General features: G+C 34.4%; 20 protein-coding genes. 2 read left to right on the top strand and 18 right to left on the bottom strand.

What is annotated here, in order from left to right; all coding sequences use genetic code 11:
- Window positions 1-15: 15 nt before the first annotated feature.
- Together FM071_RS04380 and FM071_RS04375 are read right to left on the bottom strand one after the other, a co-directional pair.
- Window positions 16-1140 carry an AAA family ATPase gene (locus tag FM071_RS04380; protein WP_193111797.1) on the bottom strand — a complete coding sequence of 375 codons (1125 nt, stop codon included), beginning with the start codon at window positions 1138-1140 and terminating at the stop codon, window positions 16-18.
- 23 nt (window positions 1141-1163) lie between these two features.
- On the bottom strand, window positions 1164-1730 hold the full coding sequence (locus tag FM071_RS04375; RefSeq protein WP_193111796.1) for a hypothetical protein: 567 nt from the start codon (window positions 1728-1730) through the stop codon (window positions 1164-1166).
- Between the two features lie 129 nt (window positions 1731-1859).
- On the opposite strand from FM071_RS04375, the gene FM071_RS04370 reads away from it, so the two are divergent.
- Window positions 1860-2585, top strand: coding sequence for a helix-turn-helix domain-containing protein (locus FM071_RS04370; RefSeq protein ID WP_193111795.1), 726 nt, complete (start codon window positions 1860-1862; stop codon window positions 2583-2585).
- A 26-nt stretch (window positions 2586-2611) separates the two neighbouring features.
- On the opposite strand, the gene FM071_RS04365 is transcribed toward FM071_RS04370, so the two are convergent.
- From FM071_RS04365 to FM071_RS04315, 11 genes are all read right to left on the bottom strand, one after another.
- Window positions 2612-5572 carry a type III restriction-modification system endonuclease gene (locus tag FM071_RS04365; RefSeq protein WP_193111794.1) on the bottom strand — a complete coding sequence of 987 codons (2961 nt, stop codon included), beginning with the start codon at window positions 5570-5572 and terminating at the stop codon, window positions 2612-2614.
- Entirely contained in the window at window positions 5572-7701 is a 2130-nt protein-coding gene (locus tag FM071_RS04360; RefSeq protein ID WP_193111793.1) for a KAP family P-loop NTPase fold protein, read from the bottom strand. The genes FM071_RS04365 and FM071_RS04360 overlap by 1 nt, the downstream gene beginning before the upstream one ends.
- Complete coding sequence (locus FM071_RS04355) at window positions 7702-9543, bottom strand: site-specific DNA-methyltransferase (protein ID WP_193111792.1); 1842 nt, start codon at window positions 9541-9543, stop codon at window positions 7702-7704.
- A 68-nt stretch (window positions 9544-9611) separates the two neighbouring features.
- Window positions 9612-10424 carry a DUF3800 domain-containing protein gene (locus FM071_RS04350; RefSeq protein WP_193111791.1) on the bottom strand — a complete coding sequence of 271 codons (813 nt, stop codon included), beginning with the start codon at window positions 10422-10424 and terminating at the stop codon, window positions 9612-9614.
- A gap of 115 nt (window positions 10425-10539) precedes the next feature.
- On the bottom strand, window positions 10540-11274 hold the full coding sequence (locus tag FM071_RS04345) for a DUF4391 domain-containing protein (RefSeq protein WP_193111790.1): 735 nt from the start codon (window positions 11272-11274) through the stop codon (window positions 10540-10542).
- Complete coding sequence (locus FM071_RS04340) at window positions 11271-14465, bottom strand: helicase-related protein (protein WP_193111789.1); 3195 nt, start codon at window positions 14463-14465, stop codon at window positions 11271-11273. The genes FM071_RS04345 and FM071_RS04340 overlap by 4 nt, the downstream gene beginning before the upstream one ends.
- Window positions 14466-14544: 79 nt before the next feature.
- Window positions 14545-15075, bottom strand: a complete 531-nt coding sequence (locus FM071_RS04335; RefSeq protein ID WP_193111788.1) for an antirestriction protein ArdA — start codon at window positions 15073-15075, stop codon at window positions 14545-14547.
- 766 nt (window positions 15076-15841) lie between these two features.
- Window positions 15842-16432 (bottom strand): hypothetical protein, encoded by a 591-nt coding sequence (locus FM071_RS04330; RefSeq protein WP_193111787.1) that lies wholly within the window; start codon window positions 16430-16432, stop codon window positions 15842-15844.
- Window positions 16429-17961: a type IV secretory system conjugative DNA transfer family protein gene (locus tag FM071_RS04325; RefSeq protein WP_193111786.1), complete on the bottom strand. Its 1533-nt coding sequence runs from the start codon at window positions 17959-17961 to the stop codon at window positions 16429-16431. The genes FM071_RS04330 and FM071_RS04325 overlap by 4 nt, the downstream gene beginning before the upstream one ends.
- A gap of 1 nt (window position 17962) precedes the next feature.
- Window positions 17963-18304, bottom strand: a complete 342-nt coding sequence (locus FM071_RS04320) for a hypothetical protein (RefSeq protein WP_193111785.1) — start codon at window positions 18302-18304, stop codon at window positions 17963-17965.
- Window positions 18305-18526: 222 nt separating this feature from the next.
- Window positions 18527-18673 carry a hypothetical protein gene (locus tag FM071_RS04315; protein WP_193111784.1) on the bottom strand — a complete coding sequence of 49 codons (147 nt, stop codon included), beginning with the start codon at window positions 18671-18673 and terminating at the stop codon, window positions 18527-18529.
- A gap of 79 nt (window positions 18674-18752) precedes the next feature.
- On the opposite strand from FM071_RS04315, the gene FM071_RS04310 reads away from it, so the two are divergent.
- The gene (locus tag FM071_RS04310; RefSeq protein ID WP_193111783.1) at window positions 18753-18923 is read left to right on the top strand and encodes a hypothetical protein; all 171 of its coding nucleotides are present in this window, start codon (window positions 18753-18755) and stop codon (window positions 18921-18923) included.
- A gap of 257 nt (window positions 18924-19180) precedes the next feature.
- Here the strand turns inward: FM071_RS04310 and FM071_RS04305 are convergent, their stop codons facing one another.
- The 5 genes from FM071_RS04305 to FM071_RS04285 are packed head-to-tail and all read right to left on the bottom strand — an operon-like array spanning window position 19181 to window position 25852.
- Complete coding sequence (locus FM071_RS04305) at window positions 19181-20404, bottom strand: hypothetical protein (protein WP_193111782.1); 1224 nt, start codon at window positions 20402-20404, stop codon at window positions 19181-19183.
- 22 nt (window positions 20405-20426) lie between these two features.
- Window positions 20427-21059: an HAD family hydrolase gene (locus FM071_RS04300; RefSeq protein WP_193111781.1), complete on the bottom strand. Its 633-nt coding sequence runs from the start codon at window positions 21057-21059 to the stop codon at window positions 20427-20429.
- Window positions 21059-22009 carry a ferrochelatase gene (gene hemH, locus FM071_RS04295; RefSeq protein ID WP_193111780.1) on the bottom strand — a complete coding sequence of 317 codons (951 nt, stop codon included), beginning with the start codon at window positions 22007-22009 and terminating at the stop codon, window positions 21059-21061. Before hemH ends, FM071_RS04300 begins: the two co-directional genes overlap by 1 nt.
- A gap of 3 nt (window positions 22010-22012) precedes the next feature.
- Entirely contained in the window at window positions 22013-22720 is a 708-nt protein-coding gene (locus tag FM071_RS04290) for a DUF2461 domain-containing protein (protein WP_193111779.1), read from the bottom strand.
- A 9-nt stretch (window positions 22721-22729) separates the two neighbouring features.
- Complete coding sequence (locus tag FM071_RS04285) at window positions 22730-25852, bottom strand: cytochrome c biogenesis protein CcsA (RefSeq protein WP_193111778.1); 3123 nt, start codon at window positions 25850-25852, stop codon at window positions 22730-22732.
- Window positions 25853-25872 lie beyond the last annotated feature (20 nt).

Below are 25872 nucleotides of genomic sequence, written 5' to 3'. Positions count from 1 at the left end.
GTTATCTGAGTTATCTTAATCATTTAAATATTTGATTAAGATGTACTCATCACGATTTTGTTTGGTCTTATTTTTCACAGCTTCCCAATATTTAGTTTTTCCGGCTTGTATAACTTTATTCACCTTATCTTTTGAATAGCCCAAACTTGTAACATGCTGTAAAATTTGACTGTATATACATCTTGGATTAGAATCAATAAAAGCAACAATTTCTGTACGAATTTGTTCATCTTCTTCAGTTTCATTAGCCTCTATAAAATCAACTTGATTAAGTGTATGATTTTCCCCATAAGTAAATGCTATATCGATTACTATTCCAGTTCTTTTTTTAAAATTTTTAAAAATAAAACTCTGTTTATATTCATTTTGGTGCATAATATAAGCATTACCAGAGTCTTCCTGAAAAGCACTACTCCCCGCATAAATAAGTTCTTGCAAATCCTTATTTGGCTTATTAGTATGATGGAGGAAAAGGACAGTTGCTCCTCTAGCTCTCAAAGATTTCAAAACTTCCATGACCTTGCTAACATCTCTATTTTTATCTCTATCTCCACCAATCATAAAATTTTTAATTGAATCAAATATAATCAGGACATCTTTTAAATCAGTTTTCTGTAACTGTTTTATAATTTGCAGCATTTGTGCTTTTGTCACTTGACTCTCATGAAAATAACGAAATTGTTTTAACCATTTTTTCTTTAGATTATGAATATTCCTCTCTTTAAGTGTAGCTGTTCCATTGTCTGCATCAAAATAGATAATTTGATTGATTCTTTTGTTTAATAAGAAAAGATTACATAAAGCTACACTAATAAGACTTTTTCCACTGCTAGGTGGTGCTGCAAACATTGTAATTTCATTTTTTACGATAAAATCCTGATATAAATACTCAAATTTTGCATTTTCAATTTTTTCATATTCTAAATCGAAACTATCCAAAAAATTATCTAATTCACTCAATTTTTTTTCAGTTTTTAATTTGAGTTCATTTTGAATCGAAGTCATTTCTTCTTCAATTATCACAATGTCATGATCTTTAATGTAGTCAGATAATTTTAATTCTTCAAGATACATTAGTTTAGCAACTTTTGCTTCTTTGTTCTTTACTTCTTTTTCTATTTCAGATATACTTTTTTTCATATTAGTCCTTTCTTGCATTTGGATTAAAAAATTAAAAATATCTGAGTCCCGCCAGACTCAGTTGCTTCGCCACCAAATTGTCCACTGTTCACCATATTTATTAAATCTTTTTCCCATTTTTCTATATCTTCTTTCTGTTCACATTTTTCCTCTTCTTTCAATATCAACGCCAAAGCATCTTCATCATGGCTAAAATTTTCATCAAGTATTAAGCCAATACTTCCTATATCTATGTATGTTTTATATTTGGGGTTTGTAGTAATATTCATGAATATATTTATCCACCGCTGTACGAACCATTTTATTGTTGCTTTTTTGCTAATCAAAGCTAAACAAAGTGAATTTTTGCCTTGCTTGGCATTTTTCAGCATTTTAAACCGCTTGCCATGCATATATCTATCAACTTCAGCGCCTACGTCATCAATTTTTCGAACTAAATCTATTCTCATGGAATTTGTTTGAAACATTTCACGGCAAGACTCTCTCGCCCAAAAACAAGCATCTTCAAAAATTTCATCTATTAAAAAAATATCTTCTGAGTACCTGATATTTTTTGAGCAATATTCTGTTGCGATATCAATTGCCTTCACGGTTATCTCCTGAATACTATATAACATATATGATATTAAAAAGTATTTTAATGTTATTTGCATTACATATTGCTTAAATATAACATTTATGATATAATTTAGTATCTATGATACAACAAAGGTGCCTGTATGTACTTAAAAGAATTTCGCGAGAGATTGAACTTGACCCAAAAAGAACTTGCTGAAAAACTAGATGTTGCACAAACAACTATTGCCAGATATGAAACAAATAAAGTTAAACCGACGACTGACACTATTATGAAATATATTGAAAAAGTGGATGCTAATCCACTTTTTCTTTTTACTGGAAAGGAACCCTACAAACTCTCAGATATACCTGGTTTAAATAATGAAAGCTATATTGTTCTATCTGATTTAAGAAAAATTTTAAATCAAGATGAAATACAAAAAAAACTTGAAGAAATTTTCATAGACGAAATACTCTCAAAATTTCAAATTTCTGATGAAGAAAAGTCACCAATGTATAAATTTTTTGAAGCCATTAAATTAGAGGGGCATATACCTGTAAGACCTTTTTTATTTCTGTATTATATATTTCAGTTTATTGTACAAGATGAAAACAAAAACTCTATTACAGATTATAGACAATATCTAATCGATATTGTTTTATCTTTCAAAACCTTGTCGTGGCATAATAACCCTATATTCACTAATAAAATAAAAGATGAAATTTCTGCAAGATTTGAGCTCGAAATATCTAAAGAGGAATGCCAAGTCTTAGTTACAAATGCTGAAACAACACTCAAAAAGCTAGAAGAAAAGATGCCAGCAAGCATGATCAAAGCTCATAGGAAAATCAACTTAAAATCTCTATTCCCAGATAAATTCAAATAAAGTTGAATTTATCTGATTTTTAAAATTTACAAAAACTCCCTCATATGCTCAAAATTATTAGACTGTATAAATTGAGTCTCTGTTGATATTTCTTTAAAATGCTCAGTTGCACATTTTATTTTTGCCTCTTCTGTATCTCGTAAATCGTCTGTAAAGAGACTTCCCTTGCTTTCAACTACAAAGTATAGCTTCTCTTCATTGTCTTTTTCGATTAGAACAGCCCAGTCAGGGTTGTATCCACCAAGAGGGGTATTTATTTTAAACCAAGAAGGGAGTTTTGTAAAAAGCTTTACATCTTCATTTTCATTAAACGACCTTGCAAACCCTTTTTCTACATCTGAATCATAAACGGTGTAGTTGTAGATAGACTTGTTTTCTCTGTTTTCAATCATATTTTTAGATAGGTATCCATAAAGCTCTTGGTCTTCAAAACACTCTTGGGCATAGTAGGAATCATTGCCGATTTTTTGGTATTTGATTCCATCAACAATAAATATACTCATTGTCTTTTTTATGATTTTAATAGCACCATCTATAAACTTTTGAGGATTGTTTTTAAAGCTCTCTAATTTTCCGCTTTTAATAAGTATATCTACAATATTTTTGCGTGTTAAATTTGTCTCATTTTGCAGGTATGTAATAATATCTGGTAGTTCATAGTCTATAATTTCCACATCGCTAAACTGCTCTTTGACACTATCTAAATCAACTTCAACACCAACTTTTGTGATTTTATTTTTTGCTTTAGAATAGAGATACTTAATCTTACCAATGGTGAGTTCATTTGCAATTTTCTCAGCACACTTATTCACTAAACTATCAATGTCAAAATCTACTCTATAAGTAGTTTTGTATTTTACTCTCTCCCACAACTCTTTAAAATCATCACTTAGTAACACTTCTTTGTTAAGCGTTACAAGCTTTCTGTCGCTTGCATCTTTTATGTTGAGATTACCCGCAATTTTTTTGATGACTGATGTTATTTCAGCTTGTAAATTTTGATACTCGGCAGGCACTTCAAACTTCTCATTTTTTATATCGAGCTTGAGGCTATCTTGTATTTTACCCCTTGAGTCTATATAATCATTCTCTTTGAGATATGCAAATATAGCCTCACTGTTGTCGGCTCCAAAGTATTCTACATCACCCTCTTCATTTTTTATAGGTATATTTGCAAAAAAGTGCTCCTCTATAACACCAAACTTAATTCCTTCCTCTTGTTCTATCTCTGCTTGCAGACTTTTTGCAAACTCTTCATAGCTTTCATTTGCCATAACGGTTAATGTATTGACATAAAAGCCTTGAACCCTCTCTCCGTCTTGATTGACACATATTCTAAGCCCACGACCAATTTCTTGTCTTTTCTTCATTACAGAATTTGTTTCATTAAGAGTACAAATCTGAAAAACATTGGGGTTATCCCATCCCTCTTTGAGTGCAGAGTGAGAAAATATAAATCGCAAAGGCTCACTAAAACTAAGCAGTTTCTCTTTGTTTTTCATAATCTTGTCAAATGCACTCTCATCATCTTTATTTTTACCCGTGCTATCTTTGAGTTTGCCACTTCTATCTTGTGCAAAGTATCCATCATGGATTTTTTCAATATCGGCGCTAATATCTACATCTTCAAAGAGGGTTTTGTATTTTCTTTTTTGGCTTATCTCTTTGTAGGCTTCTTCAAACCATCGTGCATATTTTCCTTTTTGGGGATTTCCCTCTTCGTCATAGGTTCTATAGTTCGCCACTCTATCTATAAAAAAGAGACTCAATACCTTAATCCCTTTGGAGGTCAAACGCAGCTCTTTATCTAAATGCTCTTCAATTGTTTTTCGTATTTGAAGCTGTTTAATGCTATCATCATCTATATCACCTATAACCTCGCCGATACCTACACTTTCTCCATTCGAAAATTCGATATATTCATTCCCTTTTTCGATATAAATATCATTGACGGTGTAGCCACTATACACATCACGACCATTAGAGAGTTCATATAAATCGCTTCCATCTTTTATGGTTATGGTTTTTCTGCTTGTATTGCCATTTTTTGTTATATCTATCTCTACTTTTGCACTTCTTGGGTTGGCTTTTACACTTAGAAGTTTTATGTATGCTTTGTTTGAACTGTCGTCTATTTTTACATTGGCAACTTCTATCTGTTTTACAAGTTTTTGCTCATATGCATCAATAGAGTCAAGTTTATACATAAGGTTGAACTTCTCTATGTGTGTAGCACTGTAGCGTAGCTTACAAAGAGGATTTAGCTTTTCTATAGCCTCTTTTGCCTTTGAGGTATTATCAACACTCTGAGGCTCATCTATGATAAGTATAGGGTTTGTAGAAGCGATAAAGTCTATGGGTCTCTCACCGTTTAGTCTATCGTTTTGACGGTGGATAATATTTGCTTTTGTATCTTTACTTGGGTCAGTGAAGCTTTTTCTAAAAGCGTCTATATTTATAACCATTATGCGAATATCGCTACTCGTTGCAAAATCTCTTACTTGCTCTAAGTTGGAACTATCATAGACAAAGTGGTCATAATTTACATTATCAAAGAGTGATTTGAAGTGTTCAGTGGTTATGTCAAGTGTCTTTTTAACTCCCTCTTTTATGGCGATGGATGGTACAACGATTATAAATTTTGTAAAGCCATATTTACGACTTAGTTCAAAAATGGTTTTGAGATAGACATAAGTCTTACCCGTTCCCGTCTCCATCTCCACTGAGAAGTCCATACTACTTAACTTTTTAGATTGAGGAAGTCCATTTTTAAGCTGAATCTTTTGCACATTAGCAAGTATCTCGTCATCTAAAAGTTCAAGTCTATTACCAATACCAAGCTCATTTTCAGTGATACCAAGCGTATCGCCTACAACACGAGAGACAGAGAAATTACTTTGACAAATCTCTTGCCCTTCAAATATATCCACAATGGAGCTTATTGCTTTATTTTGGTAGTTTAAATTGCTTTCAAATTGTATTTTCATTATAAATCATCCTCATTTACTATTGCTATACCGTTATAGTGTGCTAAAAAATTTTCTATTGCATACTGTGCCAATTTATCTTTATCATCAGTTATATTTAACTCATTAACTCTATCTATGATTTTAGCTACATCAATAAAATTTACTATACCATCGTAATTATATTTTATATTTTTTCTAGTGGTATAATCTCCGCTTGTTTGACTATAAGAATATGATATAAAAAGTTTCAAGAAATCTATTAATTTTTTATCCTCTTTAATTTCTTTAGCAATATATTCTTTAGATTTTTTTTCGTCTAATCTCAGCCAAACATATAATATGCTAAGTCCTTTTTTATGTTGCAGCAAACTATATTTTGAAGTCCATTGTTCAATCTTTAATAACAGTAATTTTTTCAATTCCAATAAATCATCTTTTTCTATAGTTAATTGTGATTCAGATTTTGCATCCCCATCATATTCACCATGTTCTTGCATATAAATACTTATCTCTTCCGATAATATACTTATACTGTTTTCAGCTTGTTCCATAGCTGTTTTTATAATTTTAAATCTTTCATCCTTATTGTCTATTCTTTTTAATAACTGATGAAAAATTCTCATAACCTGCATACTGTTTCCAAAAGAGAACATACCATCATCTTCTTCGGGAAAGGTATCTGCTAAGTCCATCAGAACATTAAATAAAACTTGATAATTTCTAATTTCAATGTCTTCTTGTGTAAAATCTTGTAATTTTTCTAAAAAGTCTGTTATCTTGTTTTCTCTATTTAAGGATATGATATCGTTTCTAAACTTCTTTTCATTGGATAGGTCTTTAATAAAACTTTTCATCTCAAAACTAGAGAGTGTTTTATCATTTAGTATCATTGTAAAGTATGTATCAAAATATTCAGCACTACAAATTTTTGCATCTTTTCTACACCTTGAAGTAGCACCTACATAATGTGTATTGGAATATACTTCATTGATTTTAACAAATAGTTCTTTTAAAAAAAGTAGATAAACCTCTTGAGATAAAACTTGTAAGTTTTCAAATGACTTTTCAATAAACTCCTTTATTTTAGCTTTTTCATCATTTCTACCATATTGACTTTCAGGAATTGAGCCAACAAAAATATTTTTGTTATACTTCATAGATTCAAATATTTTAGGTTCAAAAACTTGTAAGGCACTTGAAGCAATTAAATCAACGGTATTAACTTTATTTTTTAAAACTCCATAGTTAAACTGAAAAATATTTATATATCTCACTACATCTCGAATGGTCGAAAAGAAATTTTTAAATCCACTATGATAAATATTTCCCCAATGATTTTTATCAAAATCTGCATCTTCAATGATTTCATCAAGCTTCATAAATAAAAACTTCTGAACATCTTCTTTGCTAATACTTGGCACAATAAATGGCACATTGATTATCTTTTCAAGATATTCACTTCCATCACCCTTTTGCACTTCGGATAATGCTTCAACAACAACTTCTCTATCCATTGAAGATAAATATATTGTATTAGGGAAATTTCCTAATACTTTAATCATTTGAAATATTTGGCGTATTTCAGTATTATTAAGCCTATCAATATCATCTATAATAATTAAAATTTTTTTGTCTAATTTTTGTAAATGCTTTTCGATAGATAGCTTTGTTGTTGAGAGATTTTTACTCTTTAAATTTCCCCATTTCTTACTTGCTTTACCAATACTTCCAAAAACTTTTGCACTTGCCAAACTTAATAAAGATACTGTAGGCTCTGGTATTAAACTTAATGGTTCAAAAAAGCTTGCATATGTTTCAAGCTCTTCTCCAATTTTTTTTGCATCTTCTGCATAATCCTTGTGCTTTATGGCTTTAGCAAATTCTTTAAAAAAATTACTTATCAACTGTTGAGTATCTGAGAATATCCAAGGTTCATACTTAAAGATAATCACATCATCAATATTTTCAGTAATCATATTTATTATAGATGTTTTACCTGACCCCCATTTTCCATAAAGTCCTATTGTTAAGCTAGAGTTATTTTTATCTGAATAATTTAAAATAGCTTTAGCGATGTTTTGAGCAAAATCTTTTCTATTTAAAAAATCTTCATCTATACTTTCAATAGGCTTATCTACAACTAACATTTACACACTCACGACTTCATCAATACCATGCTGTTTTAGTATCTGAATAGCATTTGTTTTGACAACAGCATCTTTGAAACTGCTGTCTTTAAATACTACTCGCATCACTTCAGTTTCATATTCTTCTTTTAGGTCAGCTATTTGTTCAACTATGTCAGTTGTTATATTGTCATCAAGGCAAACTACTAATGCACCAAAACCTATAATAAACACTTTCTTGCCATCAATAATTTTTTCTTCAATAGGAAGAGTTAAATCAAGTCCATATTTGAGGAGGATTTCATAGAGTAGGTCTTCGCTTGTTCTATCTTCTTTGATATTTTCAGTAGCATCAAGGAGGTTTTGCTCTAAATTATCAAAATCACTATCCCACTCTTTTATATTGGAGCTATCAAGTTTAAATACTTTAAAACCTATATCAAGATTTGATAAATCTTTGTCTGGATTGTCGACTATTATCTTTTCTCCTGCTCTTCTTATTCTCTCTTTTCCTATCTCACAGATGTTTTTATATCCTGCTTTGTAGGCTTCACTTTTTTCATCTGTTGGTTCGGGGATTTGGACACAAATATATTTTCTCTTTCCTCCATCTTCTGCATTGAGTTGCATCACAGCATGGGCTGTTGTGGCTGAGCCTGAGAAGAAGTCTAAGATAAAGTCATTTTCATGACAATTTAACTCCATTATCTTTCTAATTAATAAAGTTGGTTTAGGTGTATCAAAAGGAGGCTTATTAAATAGATCTTTTAACTCAGTTGTTCCATCTCGTGTTGTTCCAAATTTTTTTCCATCAAATATACTTTCAGGAACTCTACCTTCTTGATTTTTTAAATAAATTTTTCTGATTATTCTTGTTTCATCTTCATTGAAAATAATTTCACCAGATTTAATTTTTTCATTTAATGTTTCTTTGCTCCATCTCCATCCATTATCTGGATGTTTAATTATATTTCCACTGGGTGTAGTAATATTATATTTTAAATTTGGTCTATCAAGTGCATTTCTCACATCTCCTGTTCGCCAATCTCCATTTGGATCATTATCTGGATTAGAATAATTTTTATTATCTTCTTCTGTTCTTTTAAACATTCCTAATTCAAAATCAGTATTTTTACTAAATACTAAAATATGATTATGATGTATTGACAATTTACCTCCATAACCTTTACCTTGAATACTATGTTGCCATATAATATTTCCTACAAAATTATCCTCCCCAAAAATCTCATCACAAAGCTTTCTAAGATTTGCCACTTCATTGTCATCAATACTTATAAAAATAACCCCATCATCTTTAAGTAAATTTCTTGCAAGTTTGAGTCGCGGATACATCATACTAAGCCAATCACTATGATACCTCCCATTTGTATCACTATTTGTGCTTAGTCTATTTCCTTCACTATCTACTTGCCCTGTAACTTCAAGATAATTTTTAATATTGTCTTTGAAGTTGTCTTTATAGACAAAGTCTTTGCCTGTGTTGTAAGGTGGGTCTATGTATATCATTTTGACTTTTTTGTGGTAAGATTTTTGTAGAAGTTTTAACACTTCAAGGTTATCACCCTCTATGTAGAGGTTTTGTGTAGTGTCCCAGTTTTTAGACTCGTTTGGTGCAGGTCTTAGTGTTCCAGTAGATGGAGTTTGGGCTATCTTTTTGGCTTCTTGTTTGCCGTTCCAAGTGAAGTTGTATCTCTCTTGCTCTTTGTCTATAAACTTGCCAAGCTCATTTTGTAGCTTTTCAAAGTCGATTTTCCCTTCTTCAAAAATTTCAGGGAATAGCTCTTTTAACTTCTCTACATTTTCACTCACTATATCTAAACTTTTACCATCTAATTTTTTCATATATTTTTACCTCTTGAAATTTTAACTATTTTCTGTTACAATACCATTGTATCGGCAGCCAACAGTGACTAACCAATTGGTTTATCCTTCGTTTGGTTGCCAATATTATCTTCTAACCACTTCAATATAGAATGACTCCCATACTCAAAATTTGGCTTGTAGATGTTGTCTTTATATATATAATAAAGTTTTATTCTTTCATCTCTTTTTTTATCATTAAGTTCCCTAATTTCTAATTCTAAATATCGTTTTGTAGTGTATGCTATAACATCTGCAAGTTGTATCATATTGCTTTCACTTGATTCTACAAAAAAACTCCTATCAAGAAGTTTTTCTATTTGCACTTCCGGTTCATCTATAAGTGTGGTTAAAAGATTAAAAGTTTTATTTGCTGGTTTTTTCCACTCATCTTGCTCATCTAATATCAGCATTCCATTAGAATCTTGAGATACAAGATAAGAATCCGCAATTTGGAGCATATAAGAAAAAGCAAGTAAATATGGAGAGATATTAAACTGTTGTTCAAAATCTTTTCCATATTTTGATTGAAAATATCTTTTAAAGTTTATCTTCTTAACTGAAAAATAGATTACTTTTAAGTCAAATTTTTGAATAACTTGCAAAATATCTGAAAAAAATTGTAGTTTTTTCTCATAAGCCCAATCTTGATATGGAGTTCCTTTTTTCCCATTCATTATCTCTATAGAGTGTATTTCCATATCTTCTATATTGTATTTTATTTTTATATCTGCTATAGCCTTATCAACTTTTTTCCAATTATCTTCATCTATTATAAAACCACCAAGTAAAAACAAAGGCTGCAATATATCATCTAGTTTTTTTCCTGTATTTCCAGAATCATCTACATATATTAATTTCACGAACCTTCCTTTAATCTTTTAATTGTTGTATAATTACACAACTCCTCAAAGGGTGCCAAATCGTTCAAGATATTTGGCTGTGCTAGCTTCGAGCTAGAACTCTTTGAGATTATCATTACAGTTTTCCTTTCAAATCGTTTATTTTATTCTTCATTTTTTTCAGCTCTATGTTCATATTGACCTTGTCGCTAAAGTTCGTCTCTTTTTTTATCTTGTTTTTTAGCTCTGTTATCTTGGTTTCGCACTGTGCTATCTCGTCAAGTATGGTTTTCGTCTCTTCATTGACACTCAAACTTCCACTGTAAGCAGAGGCATTAAATGCTACTATTTTATCTAAAAAACTGTTGTAAAATGATAGAAAATCTGTAAAAGGGTGGTTTTGAATCTCTAAGCTTTTAAGAAAATCTTCTTCTAAAGAGTTAGTCTGTTCAAGGTCTATCCAGTTTGTAAAGTATGACTCTTCTACAGCTAGCTTCGTGCTGTCGTTTTTATTGATGCGTTTTGGGCTTATGTTTATGCAGAGTGAATTTTTATAGATAAAAAATACGATTAGAGGGTATGGGATATACTGAACAATTGTCGCTATGGACTTTAACTTGCTTTGGTTTAGAATCTCCACTTGTATAAAGGCTATCTCTGAGTAATCATTCTCTTCATCTACAAATGGCGCTATGTTGATGTTGTGTTTGTTAAGTAGATACTCCAAAGTGATGCTTTGAATATCCTCTTTAAGGATTTTTTTCTCATTGGCTTTGAGAGAGAAGTTTTCAAGAAACTGCTTTTTTGTTAGCCTTTTGCCTATCTTACACTCGTGTGGGATTTTAAGATTGTGTATAGGTTCTTGTATCATTTTATAACCAAGTAAGATATAAGTTCAAAATCTTCTATGTTGCTTATGGTGTCGCTTGAAATAGTTGTGCCACCACGAGAAAAAAGTGAGTCCATTCCACTCTCCTCTTTTTTCCCTATAATACTCTCAATGGCTGTTTGTAGCTGTGTGGTGTATTTGTTCATATTGTTATAGTTGTCTGTTTCATTTTCAAAAAGTGTTACTGCATCTTGTATGGCTCTCTCTTGACCCATACAGAGTTTTTTGTAGATGTCGAGTATGGTTTTGGCACTGCTAAAGCCTAGTTTGACTTCACCCTCTTCATTTACATAAACCAAGTAGTAAGGCTCTAATGAGTAGTTGTCTGTTTGCACTTCATTTTTTAAAAGCTTGAGACAAAAAATAGTTCCCTTCTCTATGGAGTCGTTTGCTTCGTCTTGATTTAATACTACGCTATGAATACCAAGAGGCGTTTTTTGTAGTTTTGCTTCATCTGTTTTAAGGTAGCCCATTAAATCCATTTTAAAGTCGTTTAAAGTAAGGTCTGTGATGGATATACCACCACTGACATCTTCAAGGTCTATAACTGTCTCTTGAAGCTCTTTTAACTGCTTTGCACGGTATGATAAGTCATTCATATCACCTGTGGTTTGCGTGTCTATGATGTTTTCTTCTCCAGTTGCAGAGACATCAAGCAATACCATTCGACCACTTACACGGCTTTCTAAGTTTATGTATTCGTCAAGCTCCATATTTGCCCAAAAATTCACAAGCTGTATCGTTTCGTTGGTTGAACCAAGTCTATCAATACGACCAAATCTTTGGATGATTCTTACAGGATTCCAGTGAATATCGTAGTTAATGAGATAATCACAATCTTGCAAGTTTTGCCCTTCGGATATACAATCGGTTGCTATGAGTATATCTATCTCTTTTGTAGCTTCTGGGTTGGTTTTGGCTCTACTTTTTGAGATAGGGGAGAAATGAGTAAGGAGTGAGTTTAAGTCTTTGTGTTTTGTGTTTAGAGTTGTTTTGTTTGTGCCACTTCCAGTTATGAGACAACTCTCAACTCCAAACTCCTTTTTCGCCCACTGATGTATGTTCTGATAGAGATACTCGGCTGTATCTGAAAAGGCTGTGAAGATAATCACCTTTTTGTTGTTTGCATTAAAAGGGTTTTGGATTTTCTGCTTGATATTTTCTTTGAGGATTTTGAGTTTATTGTCTCTTTTGTTATCCACTTCAATAGAGTTAGCCAACAACTCTTCAAGCTTATCTAAATCACTTTGTAAATCTTGTTTCCATTTGATTTTATCTACATCAGAGATTAAGACTTTTACTTTGTTTCCTATGAGTTGTGAAGCATATGCGTCACTTTCTATATCTACATCTATTATGCTTGCTTCTTCAAAGCTACTGCTTACATGATTGTCTATTAAATCTATGATTTTTTGGTTTGTTTCTATCAGCTTAATAAGCGTTAATGAAAAAGAGTTTATGGAGCTTTCCATCCGCTTGAGTAGATTTACTCGCATGAGATGGATAAGAGAATTTTCTCTATCAGACTGCCTAAAAACCCGTCCTCCACCTAAATCAATATCATACTTTTGAGCATACTCCTCTTGCTTGTGCGGATAGACATACTTTAAAGGGGAATAAGCAGACAATGAGAGTCTTCTTATGGTTTTGTTTATATCGCTCAGTGGAGGAAATGCGTTTAAAGTGTCGATGTCGGGTTTTAGATTGAGTGGCTTATTTCTTTGCGGAAATTTGCCAATATTGGTCGTATCATAATACTTCTCAATATGTTTTCTGCTTCTTGCAATGGTGATTAAATCAAGCAGTTTAAAGTAGTCAAAATTGAGACTGTCTAAAAGCTTGGCGGTAGTTCGCTCTTTTTCGCTTAACTTCATCCAAGCATTAAATTTGGTTTGCGATTTTCTAAGTGTCTGTTCTATAGACTTGATACCTTGTGAGGCAAAAGCTTCATCGTTTGCTTCTGTAATGAATGCTACTTGATTTTTAAGGTCGTTTAGTTTGTTGTTTACTGGGGTTGCTGATAGCATAAGCACTTTTGTTTTTACACCTTTTTGTAAAACATCTTCTAAAAGCCGTGCATATCTTGACTTTGTTTTTTTCTTTTTGTTTGCTGTGCCACTGTTTCTAAAGTTGTGTGATTCATCTATGACTATGAGGTCATAGTTCTCCCAGTTGAGAGTAGAGAGGTTTATCTCCCCACTCATCCCTTTTGAGCGTGATAAATCTGTATGGTTTAAAACATCATAGTTAAATCTATCCTCAGCCAGTATATTTCTTTTGTCATTTATGGTGTAGATAGACCAGTTCTCTCTTAGTTTTTTTGGAGCTAAAACCAAGACTCTATCGTTTCTTAGCTCATAATACTTGATAACGGCAAGTGCTTCAAAAGTTTTACCAAGCCCAACACTGTCTGCAATGATGCAACCATTGTATTTTTCAAGCTTATCTATTGCACCAAGCACACCATCTCTTTGAAAATTATAGAGTTTATTCCATACAATGGTATCTTTAAACCCTGTTTTTGTCCGTATGATTTTCTCTTCGTCAAGTTCACCAAGAAACTCTTTGAAAATATTATAAAGGGTCATAAAGTATAAAAACTGTGGGGATTTGTCGCTATAAATCTCCTCTATCGCTTCGAGTATCTCTTGCTTGACTTCACGAACCATCTCTTTGTTGTTCCACACTTCATCAAAAGTGCTTAAAAACTCTTTTGTTGTTTGGGCATCTTTTGCCAATGTATTCATAGCAAAGGTGGAGGAGCTTGCATATCCAAGACCAACGCAGGAGAAGTTAGAACTTCCTGTAATTGCTGTGTTATTATCAATGTGATAGAGATTAAAAGGGATAGCACCCGCAGTTTTAACCTCTTTGGCTTGAACCTTCTCTTTTATCCATGTTGCACACTCACGAGCAATTTTAACCTGCTGTAGTTGATTTTTAAATTTTATCTCTTCTGGTTCACCAGATAGGTAGTTGTTGGTATATCCATTTGTAAAAATCGGTGCACTAAAGAGAATCCTTAGCTCCTTAATTTTGCTAAGTTCTTTTTTTAACTCTGCAAAGGCGTAGATGGTAAAGTAGCCTGAGATAATAGAGAGTTTTGAATTGTTGGTGATGTTTTGTTTTAAAACATCACCAACTCTACCATTTTTTTTATTATCTAAAAGCATCCTTATTTAAAACCCTCATTTAAACTACAATAATATTCTATCTAAACAGACTAAATCTCGATTTAAATGCAGGATAGCATTATCCTACATACTCCCATAAAATATTATTTTCATCTCTAAAATAGTTCCCTTCAATCTCCATATCACGCCCAAGCGCCTCATAATCAAAATATCCTTGTAAATTCTCCGGCATTCTTTGTAGTAGCCCACTCTCTTCAATATAATTGTAAGCTATATCCTCCATACTGTTTTCTCCTGTACAGATCATATTTTCAAGATTTTCTATAGCTTCATCTATGGAGTTCACTATATGGTTTTCAACCATCATTTTTACTGCCATTTTCTCACTTTCGTCCAACTTTTCAATTTTTTGTGCAATTTCATTGAGTTCATCAAGGCTGTCGTATTCGTCGATTTTCATATAATCATACTCAAAATCTGAGATAAAATATTCTTCGTGCGTATGGGCATGTTCACAAACTTGTTGCCCTTTTTGCAACTCGTTTTGTATAGCTTGCGTAAGCTCATCTTTGTTCATTGGCAATTCGTACCAACTTCCAACTAAACGACCATTATTGTAAGCCTCTAAGTCTGTGATATAAACTCTCATGATGTGATCCTTTTATCAAATGTTTTCGTAAAATATTTGGCGACTACAAGTCGAAACCAGCGAAGTTGAAAAAACTTCAAGACTCTCATGTTCTTTTGGGCTTAAATGCCCTTTTGAACAAAGACAAAGAATTGCACTATGCTTGCAGAAAAATAAAAGAAGTTTTATTTTTTATGTCAGCCTTACAGTGCGTTAAAATTCTCTTGTCTTAAAAGGGCTTGAAGTTTAAAAGAAACTACAAAAAATAAAAAAGATTGAACGCAAGTGAAATCCACAATGCAGATAGATAGAAAAGCCATCCAGCTTTTCTTTACTTTGCGAGAAATCACGAAGATCAGATATTTTTAAAGAAATTACCTGGGAGGTGATTTTTTAAAAATGTCGTAACGGAGTGTGGGCGCGTCTGGATTCTCCAGACCCCGATGGCTCAAACCATTCAGTTTAGACAGCCAGTTGCCGGGAGGGGCAAGTTGTGGATAAACTTGATGGTGGTCGAGTTTTGATTAAAAGAAAATGTTAACGCTCGCTGCTGCGTTAATTTTTTGTTTTCAACAAATACTCGATGGGACATCGGGGTCGGGAGGTAACTCCTGACGCGCCCACAAGGTGATAACACCGACCTTAGGAGGTTTTAGCACCGCAATATCATTTAAAAGTTTGTTTACGGATTGAATAAACTTTTAAATGGAGTATCAAATAGGAGTTTCAAACAAACTCTGCTCCTGCGGAATTGGCTTGATCTGTCCTGTTTGATCAATATTTTTTATCAGATCATCAACGCTGATAAAAAAGAGTTTATGCCATTTTGCATAATAGTTGCAAAGGGTTTTATCTTCTCTTTGGAAGTTAAAACATAGATGATCGCATCGGGATTGTCCTTTGAAACTGACTGCATCAACTTAGCATACCTAGGAGCTGATTTTTTCGTTAGCTCCACCTCGATATTGATTTTATTGCCAGATCCATTTATAAAAATGAAGTCTGGAATATGGTGCAATTTCTCTTTATGAGTATAAACTGTTGTTCTCTCAACGGTACCGATTTTAGATAAATGAAAATCAACGATTTGCTCGATGATATTATGCTGTATGGTTGTACGGTTGAGTTTAGCGTTTCGTGGTGTTATATCGAAATCATTTTCAAGCATTGATTTTGTATCGGAGGTGAGTACTATTGCACGGCGAGGTTTCATGAGATTTGTATTCCAGTAGGTGATAAGATTTTGCTTTGCTAAAATATTCATCCGATTGCGTGCGACTTGTTCGTTTGTAAAAAAAGTTTTTGCAAGCACCTCGATATAACTTTTGCCATATTTGTTGATAAACTTGAAAATCTCGATATCTCTATCTGTAATCATAGTTGAAGCTCCTTTTTCGGCTCTTGTGCAACTTCATCAAAGCTCTCTCGTTTTAGCTCGACTCTAAAATCTTTTGAGAGTTGTGAGACTTTCGGCTTAAATATCAATTTGTCGTGTTTTGACCAGTCAAATTTTTGTTTTACTTCAATATGCCAAGTTTGCACTATCACAGGGGTATTGAGTGATTCGACGATAAGTACAGCAACTCTGTCTCGCTTGAGTGCTCGAAGTCGCGTAATGTTTAGTAGCGGTTCTTGAATCTGTCGGATAGTAATATCTGATTGATGTTTTGTGGTTTGGGTTACAAGCTCCAAACCTGATATTTTTTCTATGTACTCAAGCGTTTCGATATCGCTACTTTTGTAAAAAAGTTTTGTTTGGCAGTTGGAAAGGATTGGGTTTTTTATTGTTTCATCATTTAGTTGAGCAAGGTCTTGCAATGCAAGAATAAAATGCACTCCAAATCCTGCTATCGTGGAGAGGCTATCTGAAAGCGTTTTTGTAGCGTAAAAACTTACTTCATCAGCTATCACTATGCAATTTGCTCTTTTTTTCTTAGCTTTTTGGATGATATCGACCTGTAAAATTTTAAGCATTTTTAGACTCGCTTCATCGAGCTGATCGGCTTGTATATAGATAACTTTTCCATTGTATAAGGCATCCGAAATATCTATTTGAGTGTAAATATTTGCATCACATAGCTCTAAAATGGTTTGATGCAACCCTTTAAGAGTAGAAATTTCATCAAATGACAGTTCCAATTTTTGGAACAAATCTGGATCAAAGTATCGTTTTGAATATCGCTCTATCAGATCCATATTTGGTTTGTTTTTTGAGATTTCATGATTGTAGTTTTGAGTGGCAGATAAATCCAAATAGAGATACTTAATGAAGTTTGCAAGGCTCTTGTAATTCATCTCAAATTCGATATCCAGTAAAGATAATGAGTTTAAAAATATATCTACTACTTTTTTTAAAAGTGTCCGCTCATTACGACGATAAAAATCTGATTTTGGATCGCCACTTGGGGCTAAATCGAGTGCAACGATAAGTTTGTTTGCAAACTCTCTGTATGTGTCAGATTTGTCGAAACCTGAGTAGGAAAAATTATTTGGATATGAAGCTATAACGAGATCATCTATCCTGTTTTGTCTTTGAAGTTCTTCTGTGATTACCTGAGGTAAAAAATCATCTTTTTTTGGGTCAATGATAATGACACCTTTTCCCTGTTTAAAGGCTTCTACGACTCTATGTGATAGTGCCACACCTTTTGCAGACCTTGTAGGTCCGCAATATAGTAAATGTGTACTATCTTCATACGGCATATAAAATGGCTGCTTTGAATGTAGCTCAAGTCCGAAAAATTGTTTTTCAATGCTAATAAGATTAAGAGGTTTGAATGGGATATGCTCATTAAACAACTCATCTTGTGCGGATTGTACAGATGTTAAACCTCGACCGTATACACTTGATGGTGCATATTGGCCAAAGTTAGATGTTTTTTGAGGTTTTGTTTTTGCAAAAAACATCTCATTTACTCCATTTTTCGTAAGTTTTCAAAAGCAACAAGGCAAAAATAGCCATAATATTTGTGTATGCAAATAGTTCATTTTCTGGGTGAAATGGACTGAGTTTTGAAAGGATTTCTATCACTTTTTGATATTTCGCTGGCTCTATAAATATCGTTGTTGAATAATAATACGATACAAAACTTATAGCCATCAGAAATAGAGTAAATATTATAGTGGTAGTTGTTTTTAGTTGCTTATAGAAGATTTTATCTTTGATCTCGGTAATTTGCTTACGACTTAATTCGTGATCATTAAGCATATATGTTAAAAAAACACGCTGTGCATAAAATTCACGAAGCATAAATACTACAAATATGCCAATGAATGCAAGAGGCGTATAAAATGACAAGATAGTAGTTATCACCATAACTACAATGGATAATGAGACAAATTGATTATCCCAATATCTCTTATAATAACGGATAACTGCTGCTTTATCTCCTGCATTTAGGTTCCAACTGTTAAGTTGATTATGCTCGGCACTTAAAAACTCATGTGTAATACTATCAAGTGCTAGTTCACACTAAAACTTATATTGCTGTTGTTTTCGTTCTTGGTCTAATCGCCGTTGAGCCTGCATTTGTTTATCTACGCTGTTATCTGAACTTTGATAGGGATTGTTTACCGTATAGGGACTGTTGTTTGAGTATGGATTTTGATTATTTTGCATAATTCTTCCTTCTTTTGTATTTATCTCTATTCATATTTTTTAAATTATGAATAGAGATAAATACTAAAAGGAAAGCCCAATGGCAAAAAATAGCAAATTTGAGCAATATAAATCTGAAATAAAATATTTATTAAATATTGGAATCTCTATTAAGTCAGCATGGAAGATTATAAATCACTCCTTGCCAGAAGAAGCGCATATGAGCTATAGTGCTTTTTTTCATTATGTCAAAAAACACTTGCAATCATAATAACAAAAGGTACAGATAACTCAGATAACTATGACAACTCTTAAGTTAGCGCATTGTTTAGTATTAGGCTAAAAAAATAAGACAGATTACACTACTATCCAAGCTAAAATTGAACCATATATGCGTGACCAAAATCGTGACTATTTTTTCGCTTAAAGTAGCAATTTATAAAAAAAGAAGAAATATAGACAACCCTAAAATAGGGTTTTTTTCGTTATTTTAGAGAAAAAAGAGGTCTTCGTAATAGACTCGTATTTTCATTCACCATAACCTTTTTGAAGCTGTGCTTTTTTTGCAAGCAGTTGCACATGTTCTGTCATATCGGCAGTTGATGTTTTGTAGTGTTCGCCAAGTGCTTCGAGTTTTTCTTCTATATCCTGAAGTTTTTTTATAAAAACCATTTCACCTTCGGCTTCTTTGGCTCTTTCTCTTTGAAAATCATGGACAATCTCACCAAGTTGCGCTTGGGATTTGATATAGTCAGTTTTTATATTCTCTATCTCTTGTACTATCTCACGCAGACTGTTTTGTGTCTTTGTCACTATATTATTGTACTCCTGAAACTCTTCCATACCCTGTGCAGACAAAACGATCTGCTTCATAATCATCTCACTTTGCGTTCGGATGTTTGTCAATGTGCTTTCATCTTCATACAAAGAAGTTTCAACACCTTCTGCGTGAAGTTTCAACGTGAGCATTTTTGATTCGAACTCTTGCATGAGAGCTGAGAGTTTTGAGAGTGTTTTATCAACTATCGTTTTTGCAATAGTATCGGAGAGTGTTTTCATCGACTCCAGACTGCTTTTTAAGTTCTCTATCTCTTCAGCTATGTCATATCTGCTTTCACCCACTTTCTCAAGAAGCTGCGTGAGCTTATTGTAATGATCCTGTTCAGCGACTCTAAGTATATCAATATGCTTGTGAACAACATTGTCAAGTTCAGGCAGCTGCACTTCACTGAAGTATGCAAAAGATTTATTGACACTTTCATGCCACTCTCCGATGGTATCGAATTTCTTTGCAAATTCCATCTGGTTTGCCTGTATGGCTTCAAGGGCTTTGACATCTGTTTTAAACTTCTCTTGAATTTCCAGTTGTGTCTTGCGATCTTCTTGGGAGTATTCTGTCATACGTGACTCAAGATCGAGAATGAATTTTTTCAACTCACTAACCTCTCTTGAAAGAGCCTGCGTGAACTCTTCATGCAGCTTAGCAGAGTAAGACTCTTTTGTCTGATTGAGTATATTCATCACAATGTATAGAATCATTGCAACGACCAAAGGCATCAACGATTCACGCATAAGTAGAACAATATCAGATGGATTAGGGTGAATAATAAGGTGGATCAAACTTGCAAGTACCCCTATAGCGATTACTAAAGGAGCATAATTAATCTTATTTGGTTTTTTGAGTATTGCCACATGTCTTAGGAATAAAAGAGCCATAAAACCAAGAGCAATCAATAAGTCTGTATCAAACATGACAACATTCTATCATATTTTTTTATAAAACTATATCTAATATCTCTTTTGGATCTTTGATAACGACAGTATGTGTCCCGTTTGCTGAAAATCCCCACGCAGCAAAGATGGCTTCAATACCTGAATTTTTGGCACTTTCAATATCTTTGGAATTGTCACCGACCATCCATGCTCTGTCTGTTTCAGATTCATATTGATAGTACTCTAAAATAGCATGAATCATATCAGGATTGGGTTTGGATGCCTTCACCTTGTCAGCACCGATGATGAGATCAAAAAGTTTATCTACGCTAAGATGTTCCAGCATCGTCTGTGCAAAAAGTGTCGGTGCATTGGTAGCGACCGACATTTTGACACCGTTTTCTTTTAAAGTCACCAACATATCAGCCACACCGTCATAAAGATAAGGATGTTCTATACACTGCTCTTTATAATGCTTTTCAAAGAGCTTTTTATCTCTTCTTTCATAGAGTTCGGTACCGTAGAAAAGTTTGGCAAGATTTCGCTCGTGCATATTGATGGCATCAACAATGAACTTCTCTGAAAGCGGTGGAAGATTATGATTATGCTCACGCACATAATTCACCGATATTGTCATATCTTTTTTTGAATCTATCAGTGTGCCGTCCATATCGAAAATGACAATTTTCTGCATTATTTCATCTTGTCATATATCTCGACAAGCGCATCAACAAAAAGAGCGCTGTCATTTGGACATTTTGCCACTCTGTACTCTTTAAATCCCATCTCTTTGGCTATCTCTCTATACTCAACATCAAGCTCAAAATCGGTCTCTGAGTTGTCAATGGTAAAAGCGACAGGGAAAATGACAACACCACGATTGCGGACACTTGCAAGTTTATCTTCAAGCGATGGTGTCAACCACTCCATACGCCCTACTTTGGATTGGTAAGCAAGATGAACTTCATGAAAATCCATCCCCTCACACTGCATCATCTCTTTTAAAATATCGACATGGCGATTCACATGTTTTTCATAGACATCACCGGCATCTACTATCTTCTTCGGCAGTCCGTGTGCTGAGAAGATAATGTCAAAATCTTTGTAATCATCTTTGCCAACACTCTCTTTTATCCGTTCTACAACAGCCTGATTGTATTTTTCATTTTCAAAGAAATGTTTTATCTCGACAAGCAGTGCATTAGCGCCTTTATCATGATAGCACTCTTCAAAATCCTCTAACGAAGATTTTGTCGTTGTTGTGGAGTATTGCGGATAGAGAGGAATGAGATAAATCTTATCGACATCTTCTTGATTCAAACGTTCTATAACCTCACAGGCAAAAGGAGGTGTATAACGCATTGCAAAATCAACGATGACATTCTCACCCAAACGATTCTGCAGTGCAGCAACCAGTTTTTTTGTATGCCCTACTATGGGAGACTTGCCGCCGAGTTCTCTATAGATTTCCTGTGAACTTTCTGTCCTTGTAAAGACGATCATACTCCCTACAAACTTGCGAAGCAGTCCACTTTTCATGGTAAGTATGTTCTTATCTGCGAACATATTCTTTAAAAAGATTTCAACCTCTTCGAGATTGTTCGGTCCACCCATATTGAGGAGAATTACTGCTTCTTTTGCCACTGTTTAACCTTCTTGTTTAACACGCAGACTCACGTCATACATAAATTGTTGTAATGGTAGCATATCTTCATAAATTTCATACAAGGTATCTATAAGTAATTCGCCGTCTTCAATAATGTGGGCATCAACTGTTTTGTACGTTGCCATACCTTTATAAAGGCTCAGCTCTGCGTGAGGCATATCGGCACTGAAACCTTTTGGATAGCGTTTATAACCTTTTTCAAGATGTGTGTAGTCTTTGCCCATGCTCTTTATCTTGGTTAAAATATTCCAAAGTTCCTGACGTTTTTCATCGTTTTTAATGGCCTCTCGAAAAGCATCGAGCATCGGTTTTTCAAACCACCGCACACCGACGGCCACATAGAGTTCCTCGGGTGAAAAATGGAGATAAAATGAAGAGCTCTGCATTCGCTTGCCGTTTCCCTGCCAAAAGATTACTCCTATGCGTTCTTTTATCGGCATGGCAATGGCATTGGGACGACGTGAGTCTCTGTAGATTCTGTAAAGTGATTTATTGATCTTTGGTTCTGCGTGAATAGTCGGCTCGAGAGCTTGAAGATGTTCACCCATCTCAACGACAAAATCACGGCTTGGCTCGAGTATGAGCTCTTCATACTCTTTTTTATGTGTGCTAAACCACTCTTTGTTGTTATTCTGGGCGATCTTTTTTAAAAAAGGGAGTGTTTTTTTAGAAAAACCTGAAAATGCCACACCCTTTCCTTATGCAATCTTTCTGTTTCTAAAAGCAAGAATAATGATGACAAAAACAACTGCATAAGACACAGGAACAAAATCCGGAATCGGCACAGGATCACCTTTTGCATAAGAGTGCATACCGGCTAAATAGTAGTTCACTCCGAAGTATGTCATCAGTACCGACGTGAACGCAAGCAATGAGATCACTGCATAGTTAAACTGGTTGTAGACAGACTTGATAAATCGCAAGTGAACAACTACTGAATAGACAAGAATAGTCACAAGCGCCCATGTCTCTTTTGGATCCCATCCCCAGTAACGTCCCCATGACTCATTTGCCCAGACACCGCCGAGAAAGTTTCCGACAGTAAGCATAACAAGCCCGATGAGCATACTCATCTCATTGATGGCATTGAGCTCTTTGATAGAGAGTGCTATCTGCTCACGATTTGCACCGTTTCCAAAGATGTAAAGCAGCAGCGTGATAAATCCAAGCAGTGCGCCAAGTCCCAAGAAACCATACGAAGCCGTAATCATCGAGACGTGAATACTCAACCAGTAAGAATTAAGTACCGGCACAAGATTTGTTATCTGCGGATTCATCCAGCTAAGATGCGCAACGAAAAGAATGAGCCCTGCCAAAATGGAAGTCGATGCCAAAGTGATCGGTGACTGTTTTGAGAAGATAAATCCTGCTAGAACAGTTGCCCACGCAATGTAAGTCATAGATTCAAAACCATTCGACCACGGAGCATGCCCTGAAATATACCAACGAAGTGCAAGACCTGCTGTATGAGCTATGAAGAAGAGTGCCAAAAGTCCTAAAGAGATCTTTGTAACTGCATCCATTTTAAATCTTGGTTTGATGATTTTGATGAAACTAAGCACCAAAAGCACAAAACCTACTACAAAATAAAGCGGCCACAATATCTCAAAGACATTGGAGTGGTTATAAAAGATCTCTGCTTTGATTTTTCCAGCAGGAGGATAAACAGCAGCTCCGTAAAACTTCTGATACTCTGCTATTTTTTTCAGATCAGTGTCACATTTAGCCCAGTCGCCTAATTGAAGCGCTGCATCAATATCTGTAAAATATGATAGCGCAAGTGCACGTACCTTTAAAGACTCTTCTTTTGGAAATTTTCCCAGTGCATCGATCGTTGCATACCATTTATTGTTGACATCATTTGGCTTCGGCCAGATTCTTAGCAATGATCCGGTAAAGACCATATAGACAACATTGACTCTCTCATCTACTTCCAAAGCTTTTTTATCGAGCTTGTTTCTGTCTTTTGGCGCTTTACGTGCCGCTTCATCTACAAGTGTTGCAATTTTATAGCCGCGCATATTGACAGAGTCTTGGAAAAATTGTGAAAAAGAGACATATTTTGCCTCTTTTTTCGCACCGATAGCCAAGTTTATTTTTGGATCACCAGTACGGATCAGCTTAACCTCTTTATAGATATCAGGACGAATCATCATGCCCAATATAACTTGATTTGCCGTTAGTTTTTGATTGCCGACTTTCAGTGTTGCACTTCTGTGCAGTTTTGCCAAGATCTCAGTGGAAAGTGTATCTATTGGTTTCATTCTTCCTTGGGTATCTTGTACGATAAGCTCACCGAATTTTGCGGCGTGATCTTTATCAAAAGCCAAAATTGTCTTAATAGCCGGATCAATCTCAGCCGCTTTTGCAGGTGTCATACCAAAAAGAATACCTACAACAAGGAGTGCCGGAACGATCTTGCACTCTGCCGCTTTTTTAGCTTTTGCAGAGAGTTTTCCAAATCTATACTTGCGTGAGAAGAGTACCCAGAACATACCAAGAGCCATTAAAGCATATCCTATGTATGTAGGCAGCGTTCCCGGATCATGATTGACTGAGAGTACAGTTCCTTTTTCATCTCTGTCATACGATGCCTGAAAAAATCTGTAGTTTTTATAATCTAAAATATGATTCATATAAATTCTGTATGGCATATGGACTCCATTTTTCTCATCAATGAGTTCTACTTCACTTGCATACGATGCCGGACTCATAGAGCCGGGATAACGATCGAGTTGAAAATCAAGAAGTTTGATCTTAAACGGCAGTTTGATCTCTTTTGAACCATATGAAACAGCGACATTCATACCATCTATTACAGTATGGCTGACAGCGCCGGGAAGACCTTTTTGTCCAAAAACCATAATCTCCTTACTTTTTCCATCAACATTAACAATAAATTTCAATGCATCCACACCTGAATTTCGAAGAAGTGCATTTGAATTGGTTACGATTTTCTTTCTTGCGTGAGGCATGAAGTTACGAACTACAAACCCGCCAAGTTCCGTTGAATAGAGAATTCGCTTCTGCAGCGCTTCATTATCGTTTGCAGGGAGGCTGCCTTGAGAACGATCTGCCATTTTAAGATACGAAAGCTGCATAGGATGTTTCATAAACAGGTTGTCATCTTTTAAAAAGAGTGCAATGACAGGCTTGTCAAATGTCAAACCTGAGTTAAAATCAAGTACGAAGTTTCCGGCATCATAATACTTCCCTTCTTCAAGTGCTACAGGTTTTCCTGCACCACCTCCGGTTATCATAAGTTGTACAATCGCTTTACCGTTTTTATCGGCAACAAGAGCATCTACTGCATTTGGAATGTACTCAGCCAATTTTACATCGACTTTTTTGCCATCTAAAGAGAGAGACTTTTCAAAACTGTTGTCCCCTCTTTTTGAGAGATACAATATCTTATCATACTCGGCTTTGTTTTTCATATCCTGTGCATTGATAACAACGTAAGGATCAGAGCTGAGCATCGTATTTGATGTCATCCCTTCACGAATATGCATCGAGCCTTCATAACCGACATATCTCGTTATCGCCGCGCCAACAAGGATAATAAGAAATGCAAGGTGAAAAAGAAAGATAGGAAATTTTTTCAGTGTGTACATTTTATAGTGAAAAATATTATAGATTAGATTAATAGCTAAAAGTCCGAGAAGTACTTCGAACCATCTGGCATTATAGATCTCTGCTTTTGCGGTCATCGTACCAAAATCATTTTCGACAATAGTTGCATAACCGATCGCAAATGCAAAAATCAACATCAAAACTGCCATTGTTTTCATAGAGCCTATGAAAGAGAGGAGTTGTTTCATTCTTTATATCCTTAGTTTGT

This window comes from Sulfurimonas paralvinellae (genome assembly GCF_014905135.1).
GTDB lineage: Bacteria > Campylobacterota > Campylobacteria > Campylobacterales > Sulfurimonadaceae > Sulfurimonas > Sulfurimonas paralvinellae.
Note: the sequence above shows the minus strand (reverse complement) of the source record. Positions and strands in the feature narration are given on the sequence as shown.

Bases quoted from the DNA above. Each gene is read 5' to 3' on its own strand.
- FM071_RS04345 (WP_193111790.1), bottom strand. From the start codon at position 11,274: ATGATACAAGAACCTATACACAATCTTAAAATCCCACACGAGTGTAAG.
- FM071_RS04285 (WP_193111778.1), bottom strand. From the start codon at position 25,852: ATGAAACAACTCCTCTCTTTCATAGGCTCTATGAAAACAATGGCAGTT.
- FM071_RS04300 (WP_193111781.1), bottom strand. From the start codon at position 21,059: ATGCAGAAAATTGTCATTTTCGATATGGACGGCACACTGATAGATTCA.
- FM071_RS04365 (WP_193111794.1), bottom strand. From the start codon at position 5,572: ATGAAAATACAATTTGAAAGCAATTTAAACTACCAAAATAAAGCAATA.
- FM071_RS04315 (WP_193111784.1), bottom strand. From the start codon at position 18,673: ATGCAAAATAATCAAAATCCATACTCAAACAACAGTCCCTATACGGTA.
- FM071_RS04360 (WP_193111793.1), bottom strand. From the start codon at position 7,701: ATGTTAGTTGTAGATAAGCCTATTGAAAGTATAGATGAAGATTTTTTA.
- FM071_RS04380 (WP_193111797.1), bottom strand. From the start codon at position 1,140: ATGAAAAAAAGTATATCTGAAATAGAAAAAGAAGTAAAGAACAAAGAA.
- FM071_RS04355 (WP_193111792.1), bottom strand. From the start codon at position 9,543: ATGAAAAAATTAGATGGTAAAAGTTTAGATATAGTGAGTGAAAATGTA.
- FM071_RS04320 (WP_193111785.1), bottom strand. From the start codon at position 18,304: ATGCTTCGTGAATTTTATGCACAGCGTGTTTTTTTAACATATATGCTT.
- FM071_RS04330 (WP_193111787.1), bottom strand. From the start codon at position 16,432: ATGATTACAGATAGAGATATCGAGATTTTCAAGTTTATCAACAAATAT.
- FM071_RS04310 (WP_193111783.1), top strand. From the start codon at position 18,753: ATGGCAAAAAATAGCAAATTTGAGCAATATAAATCTGAAATAAAATAT.
- FM071_RS04325 (WP_193111786.1), bottom strand. From the start codon at position 17,961: ATGTTTTTTGCAAAAACAAAACCTCAAAAAACATCTAACTTTGGCCAA.
- FM071_RS04370 (WP_193111795.1), top strand. From the start codon at position 1,860: ATGTACTTAAAAGAATTTCGCGAGAGATTGAACTTGACCCAAAAAGAA.
- FM071_RS04335 (WP_193111788.1), bottom strand. From the start codon at position 15,075: ATGAGAGTTTATATCACAGACTTAGAGGCTTACAATAATGGTCGTTTA.
- FM071_RS04340 (WP_193111789.1), bottom strand. From the start codon at position 14,465: ATGCTTTTAGATAATAAAAAAAATGGTAGAGTTGGTGATGTTTTAAAA.
- FM071_RS04305 (WP_193111782.1), bottom strand. From the start codon at position 20,404: ATGTTTGATACAGACTTATTGATTGCTCTTGGTTTTATGGCTCTTTTA.